Source organism: Diaphorobacter sp. JS3050, from assembly GCF_013154915.1.
In the GTDB taxonomy this organism is placed as follows: domain Bacteria; phylum Pseudomonadota; class Gammaproteobacteria; order Burkholderiales; family Burkholderiaceae_C; genus Diaphorobacter; species Diaphorobacter nitroreducens.
The window spans coordinates 2,260,830-2,278,041 of sequence record NZ_CP053553.1; the positions used below are offsets into that span (position 1 = coordinate 2,260,830).

Below are 17,212 nucleotides of genomic sequence, written 5' to 3' on the forward strand. Positions count from 1 at the left end.
ATTTTTGCCTCAAATTATCAGAAATTGAGGGTGCGCTTGTCCACGGCCAGCGCCGCTTCCTTGGTGGCTTCGGACAGCGAGGGGTGGGCATGGCAGATGCGCGCAATGTCTTCGCTCGATGCCTTGAACTCCATGGCGACCACGGCTTCGGCGATCAGTTCGGAAGCCATCGGACCGACGATGTGCACGCCCAGGATTTCGTCCGTGGCTGCGTCGGCCAGGAACTTCACCATGCCAGTGGTGTCGCCCAGCGCGCGCGCGCGGCCATTGGCCAGGAACGGGAAGGTGCCCGCCTTGTACTTCACGCCGTCGGCCTTGAGCTGCTGCTCGGTGCGTCCGACCCAGGCAATCTCGGGGCTGGTGTAGATGACCCAGGGGATGGTGTTGAAGTTGACATGGCCGTGCTGGCCAGCCATGCGCTCGGCCACGGCCACGCCCTCTTCCTCGGCCTTGTGCGCCAGCATGGGGCCGCGCACCACGTCGCCCACCGCCCACACGCCGGGCAGGTTGGTCTTGCACTCGCCATCAACCACAACGGCGCCGCGCTCATCCAGCTTCAGGCCCACCCCTTCGGCGTTCAGGCCGGTGGTGTTGGGCACGCGGCCGATGGAGACGATCAGCTTGTCCACTTCCAACACCTGGGCCTCGCCCTTGGCGGTGGTGTAGGCGATGCTCACGCCCTTCTTGCCAGCCTTGACTTCGCCAATCTTCACGCCCAGTTCGATCTTCAGGCCTTGCTTGTCAAAGGCCTTTTTGGCCTCCTTGGCGATCTGCTCGTCCACCGCGCCCAGGAACGTGGGCTGGCCTTCCAGAATGGTCACGTCGGCACCCAGGCGGCGCCACACGCTGCCCATTTCCAGGCCGATCACGCCGGAGCCGATCACGCCCAGCTTCTTCGGCACGCTGCCGATGGCGAGCGCGCCGTCGTTGGACAGGATCTGCTCTTCGTCGAAGGCCGCACCGGGCAGCGCACGTGCGTTGGATCCGGTGGCCACGATGACCTGCTTGGCGGTCAGCGTTTCTTCGGCCTTGCCGGTGACCTTGATTTCATAGCCGCCGTCCACCGCCTTCACGAAGGAGCCGCGGCCGTGGAAGAAGGTCACCTTGTTCTTCTTGAACAGGTACAGGATGCCGTCGTTGTTCTGCTTCACGACGTTGTCCTTGCGGGCAATCATCTTGGCCACGTCCATCCTCACGCCCGTGGCGGTGATGCCGTGGTCGGCAAAGTGCAGGTTGGCATGTTCGAAATGCTCGGACGACTGCAGCAGCGCCTTGGAGGGAATGCAGCCCACGTTGGTGCAGGTACCGCCGGGCGCGGCGCCGCCAGCGGCGTTCTTCCACTCGTCGATACAGGCCACATTCATGCCCAACTGGGCGGCGCGGATGGCGGCGATGTAGCCGCCAGGGCCTGCGCCGATCACGATGACGTCAAATTGCTTGCTCATGGTTCAAAAACAGTATCTGGTGATGAGAAAAAACCCACCGCTGGACCGGGCCGGGGGTGGGTTTTCGTATGCGTCGAACCCTGTGGGAATTACAGGTCGAACAACAGGCGCGACGGGTCTTCCAGCGCGTCCTTCATGGCCACGAGGCCCAGCACGGCTTCTCGGCCGTCGATGATGCGGTGGTCATAAGACATGGCCAGGTAGTTCATCGGACGCACCACGACCTGGCCGTTTTCGACCACGGCGCGGTCCTTGGTGGCGTGCACGCCCAGGATGGCCGACTGCGGCGGGTTGATGATGGGGGTGGACATCATCGAGCCGAAGGTGCCGCCGTTGGAGATGGAGAACGTGCCACCGGTCATCTCTTCGATGCCCAGCTTGCCGTCGGCCGCCTTCTTGCCGAATTCGGCGATCTTCTTTTCGATGTCGGCAAAGCTCATCTGGTCTGCGTTGCGCAGGATGGGCACCACCAGGCCGCGCGGCGAGCCCACGGCGATACCGATGTCGAAGTAGCCGTGGTAGACGATGTCGTTGCCGTCCACCGAGGCGTTGAGCACCGGGTACTTCTTGAGGGCATGCACCGCTGCCTTCACGAAGAAGGACATGAAGCCCAGCTTCACACCGTGCTCCTTGGTGAATGCGTCCTGGAACTTCTTGCGCAGGTCCATCACCGGCGCCATGTTCACTTCGTTGAACGTGGTGAGGATGGCGTTGGTGGACTGCGATTGCAGCAGGCGCTCGGCGATGCGCGCGCGCAGGCGGGTCATGGGCACGCGCTGCTCGGGGCGCTCGCCCAGCTCTTCCTTGGACGCGGGCGCGGCCACCTGCGGCAGGGCCTTGGTGGGCACGCCGGTGGGGATGACGGCCGCGGTGGACTTCACCCCGCCGGCCACGGCCGACAGCACGTCGCCCTTGGTCACGCGGCCATCGCGGCCGCTGCCCTGCACCTGCGAGGCCGACAGGTTGTTCTCGGCCAGCAGCTTGGCGGCTGCGGGCATGGCCACGTCGCCCTTGCTGCCACCCGCGGCCGGTGCCGGCGCGGAGGCCGTGGCCGCCGGTGCGGCAGCGGCGGCTGCCGGCGCCGGTGCCGGCGCGGCCGCAGCGGCCTTGCCTTCGGTGTCGATCTTGGCGATGACCTGGTCGGAGGTCACCGTGCCGCCATCGCCCACGACGATCTCGGCGAGCACGCCGGCCGCAGGCGCGGGCACTTCCAGCACCACCTTGTCGGTTTCGATCTCGATCAGGATCTCGTCCTGGGCGACGGCCTCCCCGGCCTTCTTCTTCCATTGCAGCATCGTGGCTTCGGCCACGGATTCGGACAGCTGGGGGACCTTGACTTCAACGATGGACATGTTTCGAATGCTTTCCAAAAGAGGGTTTTGTCTGTACTTCAGTAGCGGGGGTTCTCGGCCTTACTTGGTCAGGACAAAACCCTTGAGCTTGGCGAACGCGGCCTCGACCAGCGCCTTCTGCTGCTCCTGGTGCAGGTGCGCGTAGCCCACGGCGGGCGACGCGGAGGCGGCGCGGCCGGCATAGCCCAGCTTCTGGCCATCGAGCATGTTCTCGTGGATGTTGTGCTGGATGAAGAACCAGGCGCCCTGGTTCTGCGGTTCGTCCTGGCACCACACGATGTCGGTGGCATTCGGGTACTTCTTGAGCTCGGCGGCGAAGGCCTTGTGCGGGAACGGGTAGAGCTGCTCGACGCGGATGATGGCCACGTCGGTGGCTTCCTTCTCCGCGCGCTTCTTGACCAGGTCGTAGTACACCTTGCCGGAGCAGGCGATCACGCGCTTGACCTTGGCGGCGTTCTGCGCGACGGCCTCGTCCTTCTCGCCCAGCAGGGTCTGGAAGCTGCCTTCGGTGAACTCCGACAGCACCGAGGTCGCGTCCTTGTTGCGCAGCAGCGACTTCGGGGTCATGATGACCAGCGGCTTGCGCAGCGGGCGCACCATCTGGCGGCGCAGCACGTGGAAGATCTGGCTGGCCGTGGTGGGCTGCACGATCTGCATGTTGGCCTCGGCGGCCAGCTGCATGAAGCGCTCCAGGCGCGCCGAGCTGTGCTCCGGGCCCTGGCCTTCGTAGCCGTGCGGCAGCATCAGCGTGATGCCGTTCAAGCGGCCCCACTTCACCTCACCCGAGGCGATGAACTGGTCGATCACCACCTGCGCGCCGTTGGCGAAGTCACCGAACTGCGCTTCCCAGATCACCAGGGTGTTGGGGTCGTTAGAGGCGTAGCCGTATTCGAAGGCCAGCACGGCCTCCTCGGACAGGATGGAGTCGATGACAGTGAACGGAGCCTGGTTCTCGGCGACGTTCTGCAGCGGCACGTAGGTGCCTTCGTCCCACTTCTCGCGCTTTTGGTCGTGGATGACGGCGTGGCGGTGCGTGAACGTGCCGCGGCCGCTGTCCTCGCCCGACAGGCGCACCGGGTAGCCCGAGGCCACCAGCGATGCGAAGGCCATGTGCTCGCCCATGCCCCAGTCCACGTTGATCTCGCCACGGCCCATGGCGGCGCGGTCGTCCAGCACCTTCTTGACCAGCTGGTGCGGCGTCACCGTCGGGGGTATGGTGGTGATGCGCTCGGCTAGGCGCTTCCACTCGGCCAGCGGAATGGCGGTGTCGCCGGCGTCGGTCCAGCTCTTGCCCAGGAAGGGGCTCCAGTCCACGGCGTACTTGCTCTTGAAGTTGGTGAGCACCGGATCGACCGTGTGCTTGCCCTCCTCCAGCGCGGCGCGATAGGCCTTGGCCATGTCGTCGCCCAGCGTCTCGCCCAGACCCTGAGCCGCCAGCTTGTCGGCGTAGAGCTTGCGCGTGCCCGGGTGCTGGGAGATTTTCTTGTACATCAGCGGCTGCGTCAGCGCCGGCGTGTCCTGCTCGTTGTGGCCGAGCTTGCGGTAGCACACGATGTCCACCACCACGTCCTTGGAGAATTCCATGCGGAACTCCAGCGCCAGCTGCACCGCCAGGCACACGGCTTCCGGATCGTCGCCGTTCACGTGCAGCACGGGCGACTCGATCATCTTCACGATATCGGTGCAGTACAGCGTGGAGCGCAGGTCGCGCGGGTCGGAGGTGGTGAAGCCGATCTGGTTGTTGATGACCAGGTGCACCGTGCCGCCCGTGGTGTAGCCGCGGGTTTCCGACAGCGCCAGGGTTTCCTGGTTCACGCCCTGGCCGGCAAAGGCCGCGTCACCGTGCACCAGCACGGGCAGCACCTGCTTGCCCGCGTGGTCGCCGCGGCGGTCCATGCGCGAGCGCACCGAGCCCTCGACCACGGGGTTCACGATTTCCAGGTGCGAGGGGTTGAAGGCCAGCGACAGATGCACCGGGCCGCCGGTCGTGGAGACGTCGGAGGAAAAGCCCTGGTGGTACTTCACGTCACCGGCGGGCAGGTCCTCGGGGGCGGTGTGCTCGAACTCGGCGAACAGGTCCTTGGGCATCTTGCCCAGGGTGTTGACCAGCACGTTCAGGCGGCCGCGGTGGGCCATGCCGATCACCACTTCCTGCACGCCCTTCGCGCCTGCGGAGTTGATCAACTCGTCCATGGCGGCAATGAAGGACTCGCCCCCCTCGAGCGAGAAGCGCTTCTGGCCCACGTACTTGGTGTGCAGGTAGCGTTCCAGGCCTTCGGCGGCCGTCAGGCGCTCCAGGATGCGCTTTTTCTTGTCGGCAGAGAAGTTGGGCTTGCTGCGGATGCTTTCCAGCTTTTGCTGCCACCAGCGCTTTTGCACCTGGTCGGTGGCGTACATGTACTCCACGCCGATGGTGCCGCAGTAGGTCTCGCGCAGCGCGTTCAGCAGCTCGCGCAGGGGCATCTTGTCCTTGCCGAAGAAGGTGTTGCTCGCGTCGAACACCGTTTCCTGGTCGGCATCGCTGAAGCCGTAGAACGAAGGCTCCAGTTCGGGAATCTGGGGGCGCTCGGTGCGCTTGAGGGGGTCCAGGTCGGCCCAGCGCTGGCCCACGTTGCGGTACGCGGCGATCAGTTGCTGGACGGCGGTGCGCTTGCGGCCCATCTCGGCGTCGGCGCTGGCCACCACGACCTTGGTGCCGCCGGCCTTGGCGCGCTCGGCAAAGGCGTTGATGACGGGCAGGTGGGGAACGTCCTTGGCATTGCTGCCGTCTACCGCGGGCACATGTTGCAGTGCGTCAAAGTATTCGCGCCACGAATCGGGCACGCTGCCAGGGTTGGCAAGGTAGTTCTCATACATCTCTTCGACGTAGGGCGCGTTGCCGCCGAAAAGATAGGTGTTGCCTTGGTAGGCTTGGTAGACGGATGTCGGATCGCTCATATTCCGCTGACCTCCACTTCCCTGAAGGAAGCGTTAGCTGGTTAACAAACCTTCCGCGTCACGGCTGAACCGGTTGGCGGATGCGACTGTGGCAGGGGAAGGGCCTCGTTTGCGGCCGCTATTGTGCCATTGAACGCCTGCGCGCGCGGCGAGCGGGTATCAAGACAGGCGTGTGTGTGGCTTACATTTTGGGCTTCGCTCCTTCCACCGCCCCCATGAACCCGCCCACGCTCCAGTCCCGCACCCTGCTGCTCCTGCTCACCGTCGTGACGCTGGCCTTTGGCGCCATCCTCTGGCCGCTCAACGGCGCCATCTTCTGGGGTGTGGTGCTCGCCATCCTGTTCACGCCGCTGCACCGGCGGCTGCAGCGGCGCATGCCGCGCAGGCGCAACCTGGCCGCGCTTGCCACCCTGGGCGTGTGCCTGGTGATCGTGATCCTGCCGGTCACGCTGATCGGCGCTTCTCTGGTGCAGGAGGCCAGCGTGGCCTACGAGCGCGCCCGCTCGGGGCAGCTGAACTTCGGCGCCTACCTGCAGCAGGTGCTGGCCGCACTGCCCCCCTGGATGCTGGAGCTGCTGGACCGCTTTCACCTCACCACCCGCGCGGAGCTGCAAGCCCGCCTGACCACGATCGGCGCCCAGGCCAGCCAGTTCCTGGCCACCAAGGCGCTGGACGTGGGCCAGAACACGCTGCAGTTCGTGGTGAGCTTCGGCGTCATGCTCTACCTGTTGTTCTTCCTGCTGCGCGACGGCGCGCGGCTGGCGGCGCGCATCCGCGAGGCCATCCCCCTGGATGCGCGGCACAAGGAGCAGTTGGCCATCAAGTTCACCACCGTGATCCGCGCCACCGTGAAGGGCAACATCGTGGTGGCCGCCGTCCAGGGCGCCCTGGGTGGCCTGATCTTCTGGCTGTTGAACATCCAGGGGCCGGTGATGTGGGGCGTGCTGATGGCGTTCCTGTCGCTGCTGCCCGCCGTGGGCGCCAGCCTGATCTGGGGGCCCGTGGCCATCTACTTCCTGGCGACCGGCGCGCCGGGGCAGGCCGTGATCCTCACCGCCTATGGCGTATTCGTCATCGGGCTGGTGGACAACGTACTGCGCCCGGTACTGGTCGGCAAGGACACCAAGCTGCCCGACTACGTGGTGCTGATCTCCACCTTGGGCGGCATGGCGTTGTTCGGGCTCACGGGCTTTGTGATCGGCCCGATGATCGCCGCGCTGTTCATCGCCACCTGGGACCTGTTCGCGCCGCACGACGGCGCAGAACGCTCCTGAAATAGTAGCTCCCAGCGCTTGATGGGCGGGCATTGAAGGCCAAAACACCTTCAACCCCGCCGACGCACTCATTCCGCCTCAATACCCGCAGCCTTGATCACCCTGCCCCACTTCTGGGTCTCGGCGGCCTGAAAGCGCGCCAGCTCTTCGGGCGTGGTGGTCCAGGCCTCGGAGCCTGCGGTCTCGAAGAACGACTGAGTAACCGTCTTCGAAGTCAAGCGCAATGAAGCGACTTGTCCCAAGGTTTTCCAGTGCGCACCATGGCGTTGAGCGTGGTGAGCAACTTGCGCATGCAAGCGACCAGGGCGACCTTGGGCAACTTGCCAGCGGCCTTCAGACGCTCGTAGAAGGCCTTGATGGCCGGGTTGTAGCGGGTGGCCGTGAGCGTTGCCATGTACAGCACGCGGCGGATCTCGAAGCGCCCGCCTTGTACGCGCCGCCTGCCCTTGCTGCCGCCGGAGTCATTGGCCATGGGCGCCACGCCCACCAATGCAGCGATCTCGCGCCGGTTCAGCCGGCCCAGCTCTGGCAGCTCGGCAATCATCGTGGCACTGGCCACCGGGCCGACTCCCGCAGCCGACTGCAGCAGCGTGTCGAGCTCCCCAAAGTGCTCGCGCACATGCGTGACCATCTGCTCTTCGATCTCATCGAGCTGCGCCTTGATCGCCGCCTCGATGGCCTCGATGCTGGCGTGCAGCTTCTTGGGCGTGATCTGCAGCCGTTGGCGCTCCGAATGGAGCATGGTCAGCAACTGGCGCCTGCGCGTGACCAGGGCCGCGAGCCACTGCTGGCGCTCATCGGCCAGGGGGCGCAAGAAGCGCTGCAGATCGTCGCGGCGCAGCAGCACCGCTGCCAGCTCGGCCAGCGTGCGCGCATCCACCGCGTCGGTCTTGGCCAGGCGTCCCATGGATTTGGCGAAGTCGCGCGCCTGGCGCGGGTTGATGACCGCCACGGGCAGGCCTGTGGCCTGCAGGGCACACGCTAACGCGGCCTCGTAGCCGCCGGTGGCCTCCATCACCACCAGACCCACGTCCAGGGGCTGCAGGGCAGCCGCCAGCGCCGAGTGGCCTTCGGCATCGTTGTCAAACCGCTGGGCGCTGCTCTTGGCACCCAGCACACAGACATCCACGTGCGCCTTGGCCACGTCGATGCCCACCGTCACTGAGGTAACAGACATGATCTTCAGATCCCTTGCTTGTGCATGCGCGCTCAATCAAGGCGCGCGTAACCGTTCGGGCTTCACGAAGACCAGCGCGGCGGCCATGCGTTCTGTACTCAGTCACGGGCTCTATCACCCCAGCGCCTACCAAACTGCACGGGCCGGTCTGGCCGCCTCAACGGCGTTCAGACTCTACCGCGCTGGTCTGGTTTAAAGATACAAGCGGCCTGGCTCCTCGTCGCCTGCGCCAGCAGCGCGTTCAGCCGCGCCACCACGGGCTCGGGCGTGCCGGCGGGCACATAGGCCGCAAACCAGTAGCCCATGTCATAGCCCTTCACGCCGGCCTCATCCAGCGTGGGCACCTCGGGCAGCTGCGTGCTGCGTTTTTGCGTGGAGTACCCCAGCGCGCGCAGCTTGCCCGCCTTGACCTGAGGAACGCCGGTGGACGTGTCGGTGATCATCAGGTCGATCTGCCCGCCGAGCAGATCGGTGATGGCCAACGGGTTGCTCTTGTACGGCACATGCAGGATGTCCACCCCCGCCAGTTGCTTGAGCATCTCGCCGGCCATGCGGCTGGAAGAGCTGCCGCTGCCAAAGCTCAGCTTGCCGGGGTTCTTGCGGGCGGCGGCCAGCAGGTCGCCCACGTTCTTGTAGGGAGCGCCCGCGTTCACCACCAGCACCTGGCCGCCCTTGCCCAGGCCGGTGACGGGAGCGAAGTCCTTCACCGGGTCGTAGGGCAGCTTCTTGTACAGGTGTTCGTTCGCGGCATGCGTGGTGTTGGTGGTGATGAGTACCGTGTACCCATCCGCCGGTGCCTTGGCGACGGACTGCGCGGCGATCATGCCGCTGGCGCCGGCCTTGTTCTCCACGACCACGGGTTGCCGCGCATCGGTGCTCACGGCCTGGCCCAGTGCCCGCGCCAGTTGGTCGGTGGCACTGCCGGCCGCAAACGGCACGACGAAAGTGACGGGCTTGGCAGGATAGGCGGGAGCCTGTGCGTTGGCGGCGCCGGCCGCGGCACACAGGACGGCCGCAGCGGAGGCAGCCAGTACACGGCGGCGATGCGGGAACGGGTTCATGGTGTCTCCTTGGTTGTGGTGATGAAAAATGCCGCCGGCGCGCGTCAATGCGCTCCGGCCAGGTGATGTACAAGCGCCGCCGGCATCCGCACCGGCAGGTCCAGCAACAGAAAGGACAGCGCCTTGCCATGGCTGTCGAGGTTGAGCGCGTCGTTCACGCCGCCGTCCAGCACGCCATCCAGCACGAAATTCATCGCCTGCAGTTGGGGCAACAGATAGCGCGTGACGCGCGTGGGCCCGCGCGCCGCGAACTGGCGCGCCACGGCCTCCTCGGTAACCTGCTGCACCAGCACGTCCCACAGGGCCGGGTGCCAGGCGATCACGCTGATGTTGGAGCGGTCGCCCTTGTCACCCGTGCGGCCGTGCGCCAGGCGATACAGGGGAACCGTGAGATCGGTAGGGTTCATCGTGGTCCTTCAGTCCAGCAGCGTGTAGCCAGGATTGACCGCCTCGCGCGGCACGAGGCAGGAAACGGTGCCCAGGCGCGGGCGCATGGCCGTGCGCACACCGCCGCCCCCCGCCGGGCCGCAGCAGTACAGCGCCGTCACCTCGCGCACCAGGCGCTGCGCGCTGGCATGGTCGCGGTGCTGCAGCGCCACGCGCAGGCGTACGTCCTGCGCGCCCTGGCCTGCCTGCGCCGCCAGCCACCGCCCTGCGTCGTCACCCCAAACGCTGGCCACGCCGATCAGGTCCACGCGCAGCGGTGCCACGCTCGCAAGCCGCTCGCGCAGCACGTCGCCCGCCAGGCGGGCGCGCTCCTCGGCGCGCGCGCCGGCATACGAAATCTCGCCCTCGGCAAACCAGCCGGACTCGAAGCACACATTCACCTTCAGCGACGGCGGCCGCGCATGGCCGCGCACGCCCTGCAGGTGCACGCGGTCGCTGCCGACCTGCGCCACGCTCGCCTGGGTGATGTCGGCCACCACGTCGGGCGTCAGGTAGGCGGCGGGGTCGTGCAGTTCGTACAGCAGCTGCTCCTTGACCGTGCGCTCGTCCACGCGCCCCCCCGTGCCCGGCGGCTTGGTGAGGGTGCAATGGCCGTCGGCGTCGATCTCGGCGATCGGGTAGCCCAGCCGGGCCAGGCCCGGCACGTCCTTGTAGCCCGGGTCGGCAAAGTAGCCGCCCGTGACCTGCGCGCCGCATTCCAGCAGGTGGCCCGCCATGGTGGCGCGCGCCAGGCGGTCCCAGTCGTCCATGCACCAGCCGTAATGCGCCAGCGCCGGGCCCAGCACCAGCGCAGGGTCGGCCACGCGGCCGCAGACCACGATGTCGGCCCCCGCGCGCAGCGCCTGGGCGATGGGTTCCGCGCCAATGTAGGCATTGGCGCTCACGATGGGCTGCGCGGGCATGGACGGGCCCAACGCCCGCTCCAGCACGGCGCGGTGCTTTGCGCCGCTCAGGTCGTCGCCGTGCACCACCGCCACGCGCGGGCGGCGCGCGCCCAGCTCGGCTGCCAGTTGCTGGATACGCAGCGCAGCGCCCAGCGGATTGGCCGCGCCAAAGTTGCTCACGATGCGCACGCCGTGTTGAAGGCATTGCGCGAGCACCGGCCGCAGCAGCTCATCCAGCAGCGGCTCGTAGCCCGCATCGGGATTGGCGCGGCGCGCCAGTTGGGCCAGCGCCAGCGTGCGCTCGGCCAGGGTCTCGAAGATCAGCACGCCGGGCCGGCCGCTGTCCACCAGCGCCTGCACCACGGGTGCGGCAGCATCCAGGCGGTCGCCCGAGAAGCCGGCCGCACAGCCGATGAGCAGGGGTAAGGGGTTCGCCATTGCAGGGGTCCTTGGGAATGTCTCCAGGGCGCACTGTAGGCACGGCAGGTTATTCTGTGAAATAGATTGTCAAGATCAATTCATCTGGATATCAAATGAATATCTCCACACGGCAGGTCGACGCCTTCCTTGCCCTGGCGGCGCAGCGCAGCTTCACGCGCGCCGCGGCGCAGTGCCACTTGTCGCAGCCGGCCTTCAGCGCGCTCATCCGCGCGCTGGAGGACGACCTGGGTCTGCGCCTGTTCGACCGCAGCACGCGCCATGTGAGCCTGACGGCCGAGGGCGAGAACTTCCATGCGTCAGCGCTGCGCATTCGCGCCGAGGTGGATGCCGCGCTGGCCACGCTGCGCGACGCCGCACTGCTGCGGCGCGGGCGCGTGTCCGTCGCGCTGCTGCCCTCGCTGGCCGCAGGGTGGCTGCCGGGTGTGCTGGCCGGCTTTCGCGCACAGCACCCGGGCGTGGAACTGGACATTGCCGACGTGCTGTCCGAGCCTTGCATCGAGCGCGTGGCCACGGGCAAGGCCGACTTCGCGCTGGCCGCCATCCGCGCGGACACGCCCGAGCTGCAGGCCGAGCCCTTCTGCGAGGACGGCTTTCACCTGGTCTGCCGCGCGGACCATCCGCTCGCCCGGCAGCCCTTGCCCGCCGGCCGGCGCAGCGCCGCCGCGCAATGGCGCGCCCTGGCCGAGTGGCCATTCATCCATCTCGCGCGGCACAGCAGCGTGCGCCAGTACCTGGAGGCGGCCTTCCATCCCCATGCGATGCGCACGCTGATGGAAGTGGAGCAGTTGGCCACCGTCATGGGCATGGTGCGGGCCGGGCTGGGCATCAGCGTGGTGCCCACGCTCACGCTGTTCCACTTCCAGCAGGAGGGCCTGGCCACCCGGCCGCTGGCCCTGCCCGGGCTCACGCGGCAGATCTACCTGGTGCGCCGGCGCGACCGGGGCCTGTCGGTGGCCGCGCAGGCGCTGTACGCACGGGTGATGCAGCAGCGGCCGATGCATGCCGAAATGCCATCAAAACAATAGCTGGCAGCGCTTGATGGATAAGCGCCGCAGCCCGATTTCCCTGAAACTTGCGTTCACCCGCGCCCACGGCCTGCGGGGCACCCCCGGTGGCACTGCACGCTCTGCGATGCCACACTCGGGCCATCACATGCGTGCGCAGGAGGAAGTAATGAACACCCACGACACCGTGTATGCCTGCATCGACGGGCTGGCCACCACCCACGCCGTGGTGGACGGGGCCCTGTGGGCCGCGCAGCGCCTGCAGGCCCCCCTGGCGCTGCTGCACGCACTGGAGCGGCCTGAACCCATGCCGCCCGTGGGCGACTACAGCGGCGTCATCGGCATGGGCGCGCAGGACCTGCTGCTGCAGCGCCTGAATACCCTCGATGAAGAGCGCAGCCACGTCGCTCAGGAGGCCGCGCGCCGCATGCTGGCCGAGGCCCAGGCGCGCGTGGATACCGCCCGCGTGCCGTCGCTGCAGGCGCTGCTGCGCCAGGGCGAGCTGACCGACGTGCTGCTGGAGCACGAACCCAGCGCGCGCCTGTTCGTGCTGGGGCGCCAGCACCGCGCCACCGCCGCGCGCAAGCTGCGGCTGGACTACCGTGTGGAAGGCGTGGTGCGCAACGTGCGCCAGCCGGTGATGGTGGTGACCATGCCGGAGTTCGTGGCGCCGGAGGGCTTCGTCGTGGCCTTTGACGGCAGCGCCACCGCGCGCCGTGCCGTACAGGCCGTGGGCCGCAGCCCGCTGCTGCGCGGCATGCCCGGCCTGCTGGCCCTGGCCGGCGAGCCCACGCTGGAGATGCTGGAAGCGCTGCAAAGCGCCCAGTCACACCTGGAGGCCGCAGGCTTCGACATCACCACGCAGATCGTGCCGGGCGTGCCGGAGGAGGCGCTGCCGGCCCTGCTGCAGTCGCACGGCAACGTACTGCTGGTGCTGGGCGCCTACGGGCACTCGCGCATCCGCCAGCTCATCGTCGGCAGCACCACCACCGCGCTGCTGCGGCTGTGCAGCGTGCCGGTGCTGGTGCTGCGCTGACGGGTTCACTATCGATTCAATAGCTGCTAGCGCTTACTGCATAAGCGCTGCAGGCCTTTTTTATCTGAAATGTGACGTCCCTACGCTAGCCCCCGCCCCGCGCCGGGGCGAACGCCCTCAATCCGCGCCGCGCGGCACGACACCCCAGCGCCGCGCCCAGGCCAGCCCCTGCGAGGTGCCGCCCGGGCCCGCGATCGCCGGACGGTATTCACAGCCCACCCAGCCGTCGAAACCGCAGGTGGCCGCCACCTCGTCGATCACGCCCAGCAGGTAGTCGACCTGCAACTCTCCCTGGTCGGGCTCGTGCCGCGCGGGTACGCCGGCGATCTGGAAATGCCCCACCCGTCCCGTGGGCAGGTAGTGGCGGATCTTCGTGGCCACGTCGCCCTCCATGACCTGGCAGTGGTACAGGTCGAACTGCACCTGCACGTTGGAAGCGCCCAGTTCCTGCAGCACGGCATGGGCGTCCTGCTGGCGCTGCAGGAAGTAGCCGGGCATGTCGCGCCCGTTGATGGGCTCGATCATCAGCCGCACGCCCTGGCGCCCGGCCTGGCCGGCGGCCCAGCGCAGGTTGCGCAGGTAGCAGGCGCGTGCGTCGGCGTGCGCCAGCCCGGGCGGCACCACGCCAGCCATCACGTGCAGGCGCTCACAGCGCAGCGCCTGCGCATAGTGCAGCGCCTGTTGCAGCCCCTCCTGGAATTGCGCCTCGCGCCCCGGCAGACAGGCCAGACCGCGCTCGCCCGCCGCCCAGTCCCCCGGCGGGGCATTGAACAGTACCTGCGTCAGTCCATGTTCGGCCAGGCGCTGCGCAATCTGCTCCGCAGGATGGTCGTAGGGAAAAAGGTATTCCACCCCCCGGAAGCCGTCGCACGCGGCAGCGGCAAAGCGGTCCAGGAAGGCATGCTCGGCGTAGAGCATGGAGAGGTTGGCAGCAAGGCGAGGCATGACAGGAAGGGCGTTCGCACAAAAAAGGGCGCCAGTCGCGGACTGGCGCCCTTCATTCTAGGAACGCGTGGTGGGCGTCAGGGGAACGTGAAGTTCACCGTCTGGGTCGTTCCCGCGCCCAGGGTCAAGGCCTGCTGCTTGTCGGCCTGCCCCGCCAGACGCGCCTGGATGGTGTAGCGCCCTGCGGCTCCGGCATCGGCCGTGAACACGAGCGGAGTGGGCGCCGCGGCATACGGCGCCACCAGCGGGGCGGCCGTGGGCAGCGTGAAGCTGTAGGCGCCGGTCACGCCGTCCACGGGCTTGGCCGACACTTGCACCGTGCCAGCCGCTGCCAGCGGCTGCAGGGCCCGCACCCAGGCATCCACCGAGGTGGTGCCGTTCACGGTGCCAACGGGCGATGCCGGCAGCGCTACGGCCTGCGTGGACGTGCCGACGGAGGTGACCAGCTCGGACTGCACCGGCACCTGGGTCACCACGGCCGTGGTGCGGCCGGGTGCCGTCAGCACCAGCGTGTAGCTGCCCGGCACCACCGGCCGCAGCAGGTAGCGGCCCGAAGCGTCCGGCACGGTGGCGCGCACCACCTCGCCTTGGGACTGCAGCGTCACCGTGGCGCCAGCAACGGGTTCGACGAAGCCCTGCACACCAGAGACCAGGCGCGGAATCACCGCCACCACCGGCTTGAGCAGGTAGCGGCCCGATGCGCCGGCCGTGACGACGGACTTGCAGGCGTCGAAGTCGAGCACGAAGTCCGCCATCTGGTTGGCGGCGATGTCGATGTTCACGTTCATCTTCACGCCACTTTGCTGGCCGCTGGGCGTGGTCAGCGCTACTTCGCCCGACCCTGTGGGCACGACGGAGTTGGCGAAGGGGGCCGCTCCGCCATTGCCCGCCAGCACCAGACGCATCTGGGTGTATTTGCCCGTGGGCAGCGGCAGCTCGCCCAGTTCCTCCAGCACGCCGTTGGTCAGCGACAGCAGGTCCACGCGGCGCGCGGGGTTCAGCGTGAGCTCATGCCAGCCGGAAGCGTCATCCGCCGCCGCAGCGCTTTGGTGCACGCGTATTTTCTGCACGGTGACGTTCACCGCGTCATAGCCGCAACTGGGGGCATCGGTCAGCGCCAGCTTCAGCGTGCCGGTGCCGCTACCGTCACCGCCATCACCACCGCCGCCGCCACAGGCGACCAGGGCAGCCAGCGCGGTGGCGCCAGCCAGATACTTGCAACAGGAGAGGGTTTTCGTGCGCATGATGTTCATTGCCTCCGGGGTTTTTCTTGCCGAGGAAGGTGCCGTCAGACCAGCCTACCGCCCCGGGGCGCATTGTGAGAACGGCACCCCGCGGCACCTGGCAGCCAAATGTCAGGTGTTGCCTGATGTATGGAATCGCCAGAAAAGCGGGAGCCGACTTCTGCGCTGTAAAACACCGGACAGGCACATGAAATCGAAATTCAACGCTATGAATAGCAGAGCAACCGGCCAACGGACATGCAAGCAGATCGCGCCCGTGTCCTACACCAAACGCGGTAGTCGCCCACGGCCCCGCACACCCTGCTGCGCGACCCGCCGCCGGGCAGGTCAGACCGGCTGCGCGGCCTGCACCAGCCGTTGCGTGTAGGCGTGGCGCGGGGCATCCAGCACCTGGTGCACGCTGCCGCTTTCCACCACCTCGCCGTCCTTCATGACGATGACCTCATGCGCCATGGCGCGCACCACCGCCACGTCGTGCGTGATGAGCAGGTACGACAGCGCCCGCTCCTTCTGCAGGCGCTGCAGCAGGCTCAGCACCTGCTGCTGGATGGTGACGTCCAGCGCGCTGGTGGGCTCGTCCAGCACCAGCACCTGCGGTTCGACGATGAGCGCGCGCGCAATGGCCAGGCGCTGGCGCTGGCCGCCCGAGAACTCATGCGGGTAGCGCGCCAGCAGGCCGGGGAATTGCGCGTCCGTCAGGCCCACCTCGGCCAACATGGCGGCCACGCGCGCGCGGCGCTCGGCCACGTCCAGCGCAGGCATGTGCACGCGCAGGCCCTCGCCCACGATCTCCTCCACGGTCATGCGCGGCGACAGGGACGAGAACGGGTCCTGGAACACCACCTGCACCTGCCGGCGCAGCTGCTGGTTGTGCGCGGTGTTGCGGTGGGCGGGCTGCTGCCAGGCCTGGCCGGCAACCCGCAGCTCGCCGCGCGACGGCAGCAGGCCCAGCAGCGCCTGGGCCAGCGTGGACTTGCCCGAGCCCGATTCGCCCACGACCCCCAGCGTGCGCGCACGCGCAATGCGAAAGCCCGCATCCTTCACGGCCACGAATTCGCCCTTGGCAAACCAGCCGCGGATGCCCGGCACCGGCACGGGGTAGGCCACGCGCAGGCCGCTTGCCTGCGCGGCGGGCACGGCGTCGCCGTCGGCACCGCTTTCTACTACGTCCCGCCGCGGCGTACTGCCGATCAGCTTGCGCGTGTAGGCATGCTGCGGTGCGTCGAACACCTGGGCGACGGTGCCCTGCTCCACCACGGCGCCCTGCTCCATGACGGCCACGCGATCGGCAAAGCGGCGCACCAGCAGCAGGTCGTGCGTGATGAGCAGCACGGCCATGCCCGTCTGGCGCTGCAGGTCGGACAGCAGGTCCAGGATCTGGCCGCGCAGCGTCACGTCCAGCGCGGTGGTGGGCTCGTCGGCCAACAGCAGCTTCGGTCGGCTGGCCAGGGCCATGGCGATCATGGCGCGCTGGCGCTGCCCTCCCGAAAGCTGGTGCGGAAAACTGCCCGCGCGCCGCGCCGGCTCGGGGATGCCGGTACTCGCTAGCAGTTCGATAGCTGCTTGCGCGCTCTGCGCCTTGCTCAGGGCCTGTTTTAGCACCAAGACCTCGGCCACCTGGTCGCCAATCGTCATCAGCGGGTTCAGCGCCGTCATGGGCTCCTGGAACACCATGGCGATATCGCCGCCGCGCACGCCGCGCAGTTCGCGCTCAGGCAGTTGCAGCAGATCACGCCCGTGCATCAGCGCGCTCCCCTCCAGTTGCGCATCGCCCGTCAGGCGCAGCAGCGCCAGCGCGGTCACTGTTTTGCCCGAGCCGGATTCACCCACCAGCGCGAGCTTTTCGCCCGGGGCCATGTCGAAGCTCACCCCATGCACCACCTGCTTGGCGCCGAAGCGCACCCGCAGATCCCGCACCTGCAACAGCGGCGCGGACGATGGAGACAGGGGGGGCGCAGCGCGCAT

General features: G+C 67.8%; 13 protein-coding genes and 1 pseudogene. 3 read left to right on the forward strand and 11 right to left on the reverse strand.

The features are described from left to right. Positions 1 to 17: 17 nt before the first annotated feature. The 3 genes from lpdA to HND92_RS10895 all read right to left on the reverse strand — a co-directional run bounded on the left by lpdA (position 18) and on the right by HND92_RS10895 (position 5,734). On the reverse strand, positions 18 to 1,445 hold the full coding sequence (lpdA, locus tag HND92_RS10885; protein ID WP_047351225.1) for a dihydrolipoyl dehydrogenase: 1,428 nt from the start codon (positions 1,443 to 1,445) through the stop codon (positions 18 to 20). Positions 1,446 to 1,534: 89 nt separating this feature from the next. Next, positions 1,535 to 2,797, reverse strand: coding sequence for a 2-oxoglutarate dehydrogenase complex dihydrolipoyllysine-residue succinyltransferase (odhB, locus tag HND92_RS10890; protein WP_172206984.1), 1,263 nt, complete (start codon positions 2,795 to 2,797; stop codon positions 1,535 to 1,537). A gap of 60 nt (positions 2,798 to 2,857) precedes the next feature. After that, positions 2,858 to 5,734, reverse strand: a complete 2,877-nt coding sequence (locus HND92_RS10895) for a 2-oxoglutarate dehydrogenase E1 component (protein ID WP_172206986.1) — start codon at positions 5,732 to 5,734, stop codon at positions 2,858 to 2,860. Between the two features lie 215 nt (positions 5,735 to 5,949). Here HND92_RS10895 and HND92_RS10900 point away from each other — a divergent pair, with 215 nt between their 5' ends. Then, a complete protein-coding gene (locus HND92_RS10900) occupies positions 5,950 to 7,008 on the forward strand; it encodes an AI-2E family transporter (RefSeq protein WP_047351228.1) in 1,059 nt (352 codons plus the stop codon). A 68-nt stretch (positions 7,009 to 7,076) separates the two neighbouring features. On the opposite strand, the pseudogene HND92_RS10905 reads toward HND92_RS10900, so the two are convergent. The 5 genes and pseudogenes from HND92_RS10905 to HND92_RS10925 form a co-directional block, all read right to left on the reverse strand. Then, positions 7,077 to 7,202 (reverse strand): annotated as a pseudogene (locus HND92_RS10905) (tripartite tricarboxylate transporter substrate binding protein); the annotation flags it as partial. A 20-nt stretch (positions 7,203 to 7,222) separates the two neighbouring features. Next, positions 7,223 to 8,185, reverse strand: coding sequence for an IS110 family transposase (locus HND92_RS10910; RefSeq protein WP_011804582.1), 963 nt, complete (start codon positions 8,183 to 8,185; stop codon positions 7,223 to 7,225). Positions 8,186 to 8,352: 167 nt separating this feature from the next. Continuing rightward, positions 8,353 to 9,246: a tripartite tricarboxylate transporter substrate binding protein gene (locus tag HND92_RS10915; RefSeq protein ID WP_253940006.1), complete on the reverse strand. Its 894-nt coding sequence runs from the start codon at positions 9,244 to 9,246 to the stop codon at positions 8,353 to 8,355. Positions 9,247 to 9,290: 44 nt separating this feature from the next. Next, positions 9,291 to 9,653 (reverse strand): hypothetical protein, encoded by a 363-nt coding sequence (locus HND92_RS10920; RefSeq protein WP_011805082.1) that lies wholly within the window; start codon positions 9,651 to 9,653, stop codon positions 9,291 to 9,293. Between the two features lie 9 nt (positions 9,654 to 9,662). Beyond that, entirely contained in the window at positions 9,663 to 11,015 is a 1,353-nt protein-coding gene (locus tag HND92_RS10925; RefSeq protein ID WP_172206988.1) for an acyclic terpene utilization AtuA family protein, read from the reverse strand. Positions 11,016 to 11,110: 95 nt separating this feature from the next. Between HND92_RS10925 and HND92_RS10930 the strand changes: the two genes are divergently transcribed. After that, positions 11,111 to 12,043 (forward strand): LysR family transcriptional regulator, encoded by a 933-nt coding sequence (locus HND92_RS10930; protein ID WP_123675767.1) that lies wholly within the window; start codon positions 11,111 to 11,113, stop codon positions 12,041 to 12,043. A 148-nt stretch (positions 12,044 to 12,191) separates the two neighbouring features. After that, positions 12,192 to 13,058, forward strand: a complete 867-nt coding sequence (locus tag HND92_RS10935) for a universal stress protein (protein ID WP_172206990.1) — start codon at positions 12,192 to 12,194, stop codon at positions 13,056 to 13,058. 117 nt (positions 13,059 to 13,175) lie between these two features. Here HND92_RS10935 and otnI read toward each other — a convergent pair whose 3' ends face one another. From otnI to HND92_RS10950, 3 genes are all read right to left on the reverse strand, one after another. Further along, entirely contained in the window at positions 13,176 to 14,003 is an 828-nt protein-coding gene (otnI, locus tag HND92_RS10940) for a 2-oxo-tetronate isomerase (RefSeq protein WP_047351311.1), read from the reverse strand. A gap of 77 nt (positions 14,004 to 14,080) precedes the next feature. Next, complete coding sequence (locus tag HND92_RS10945) at positions 14,081 to 15,247, reverse strand: DUF4382 domain-containing protein (protein ID WP_047351441.1); 1,167 nt, start codon at positions 15,245 to 15,247, stop codon at positions 14,081 to 14,083. Positions 15,248 to 15,574: 327 nt separating this feature from the next. After that, positions 15,575 to 17,212 carry an ABC transporter ATP-binding protein gene (locus HND92_RS10950; RefSeq protein ID WP_047351312.1) on the reverse strand — a complete coding sequence of 546 codons (1,638 nt, stop codon included), beginning with the start codon at positions 17,210 to 17,212 and terminating at the stop codon, positions 15,575 to 15,577.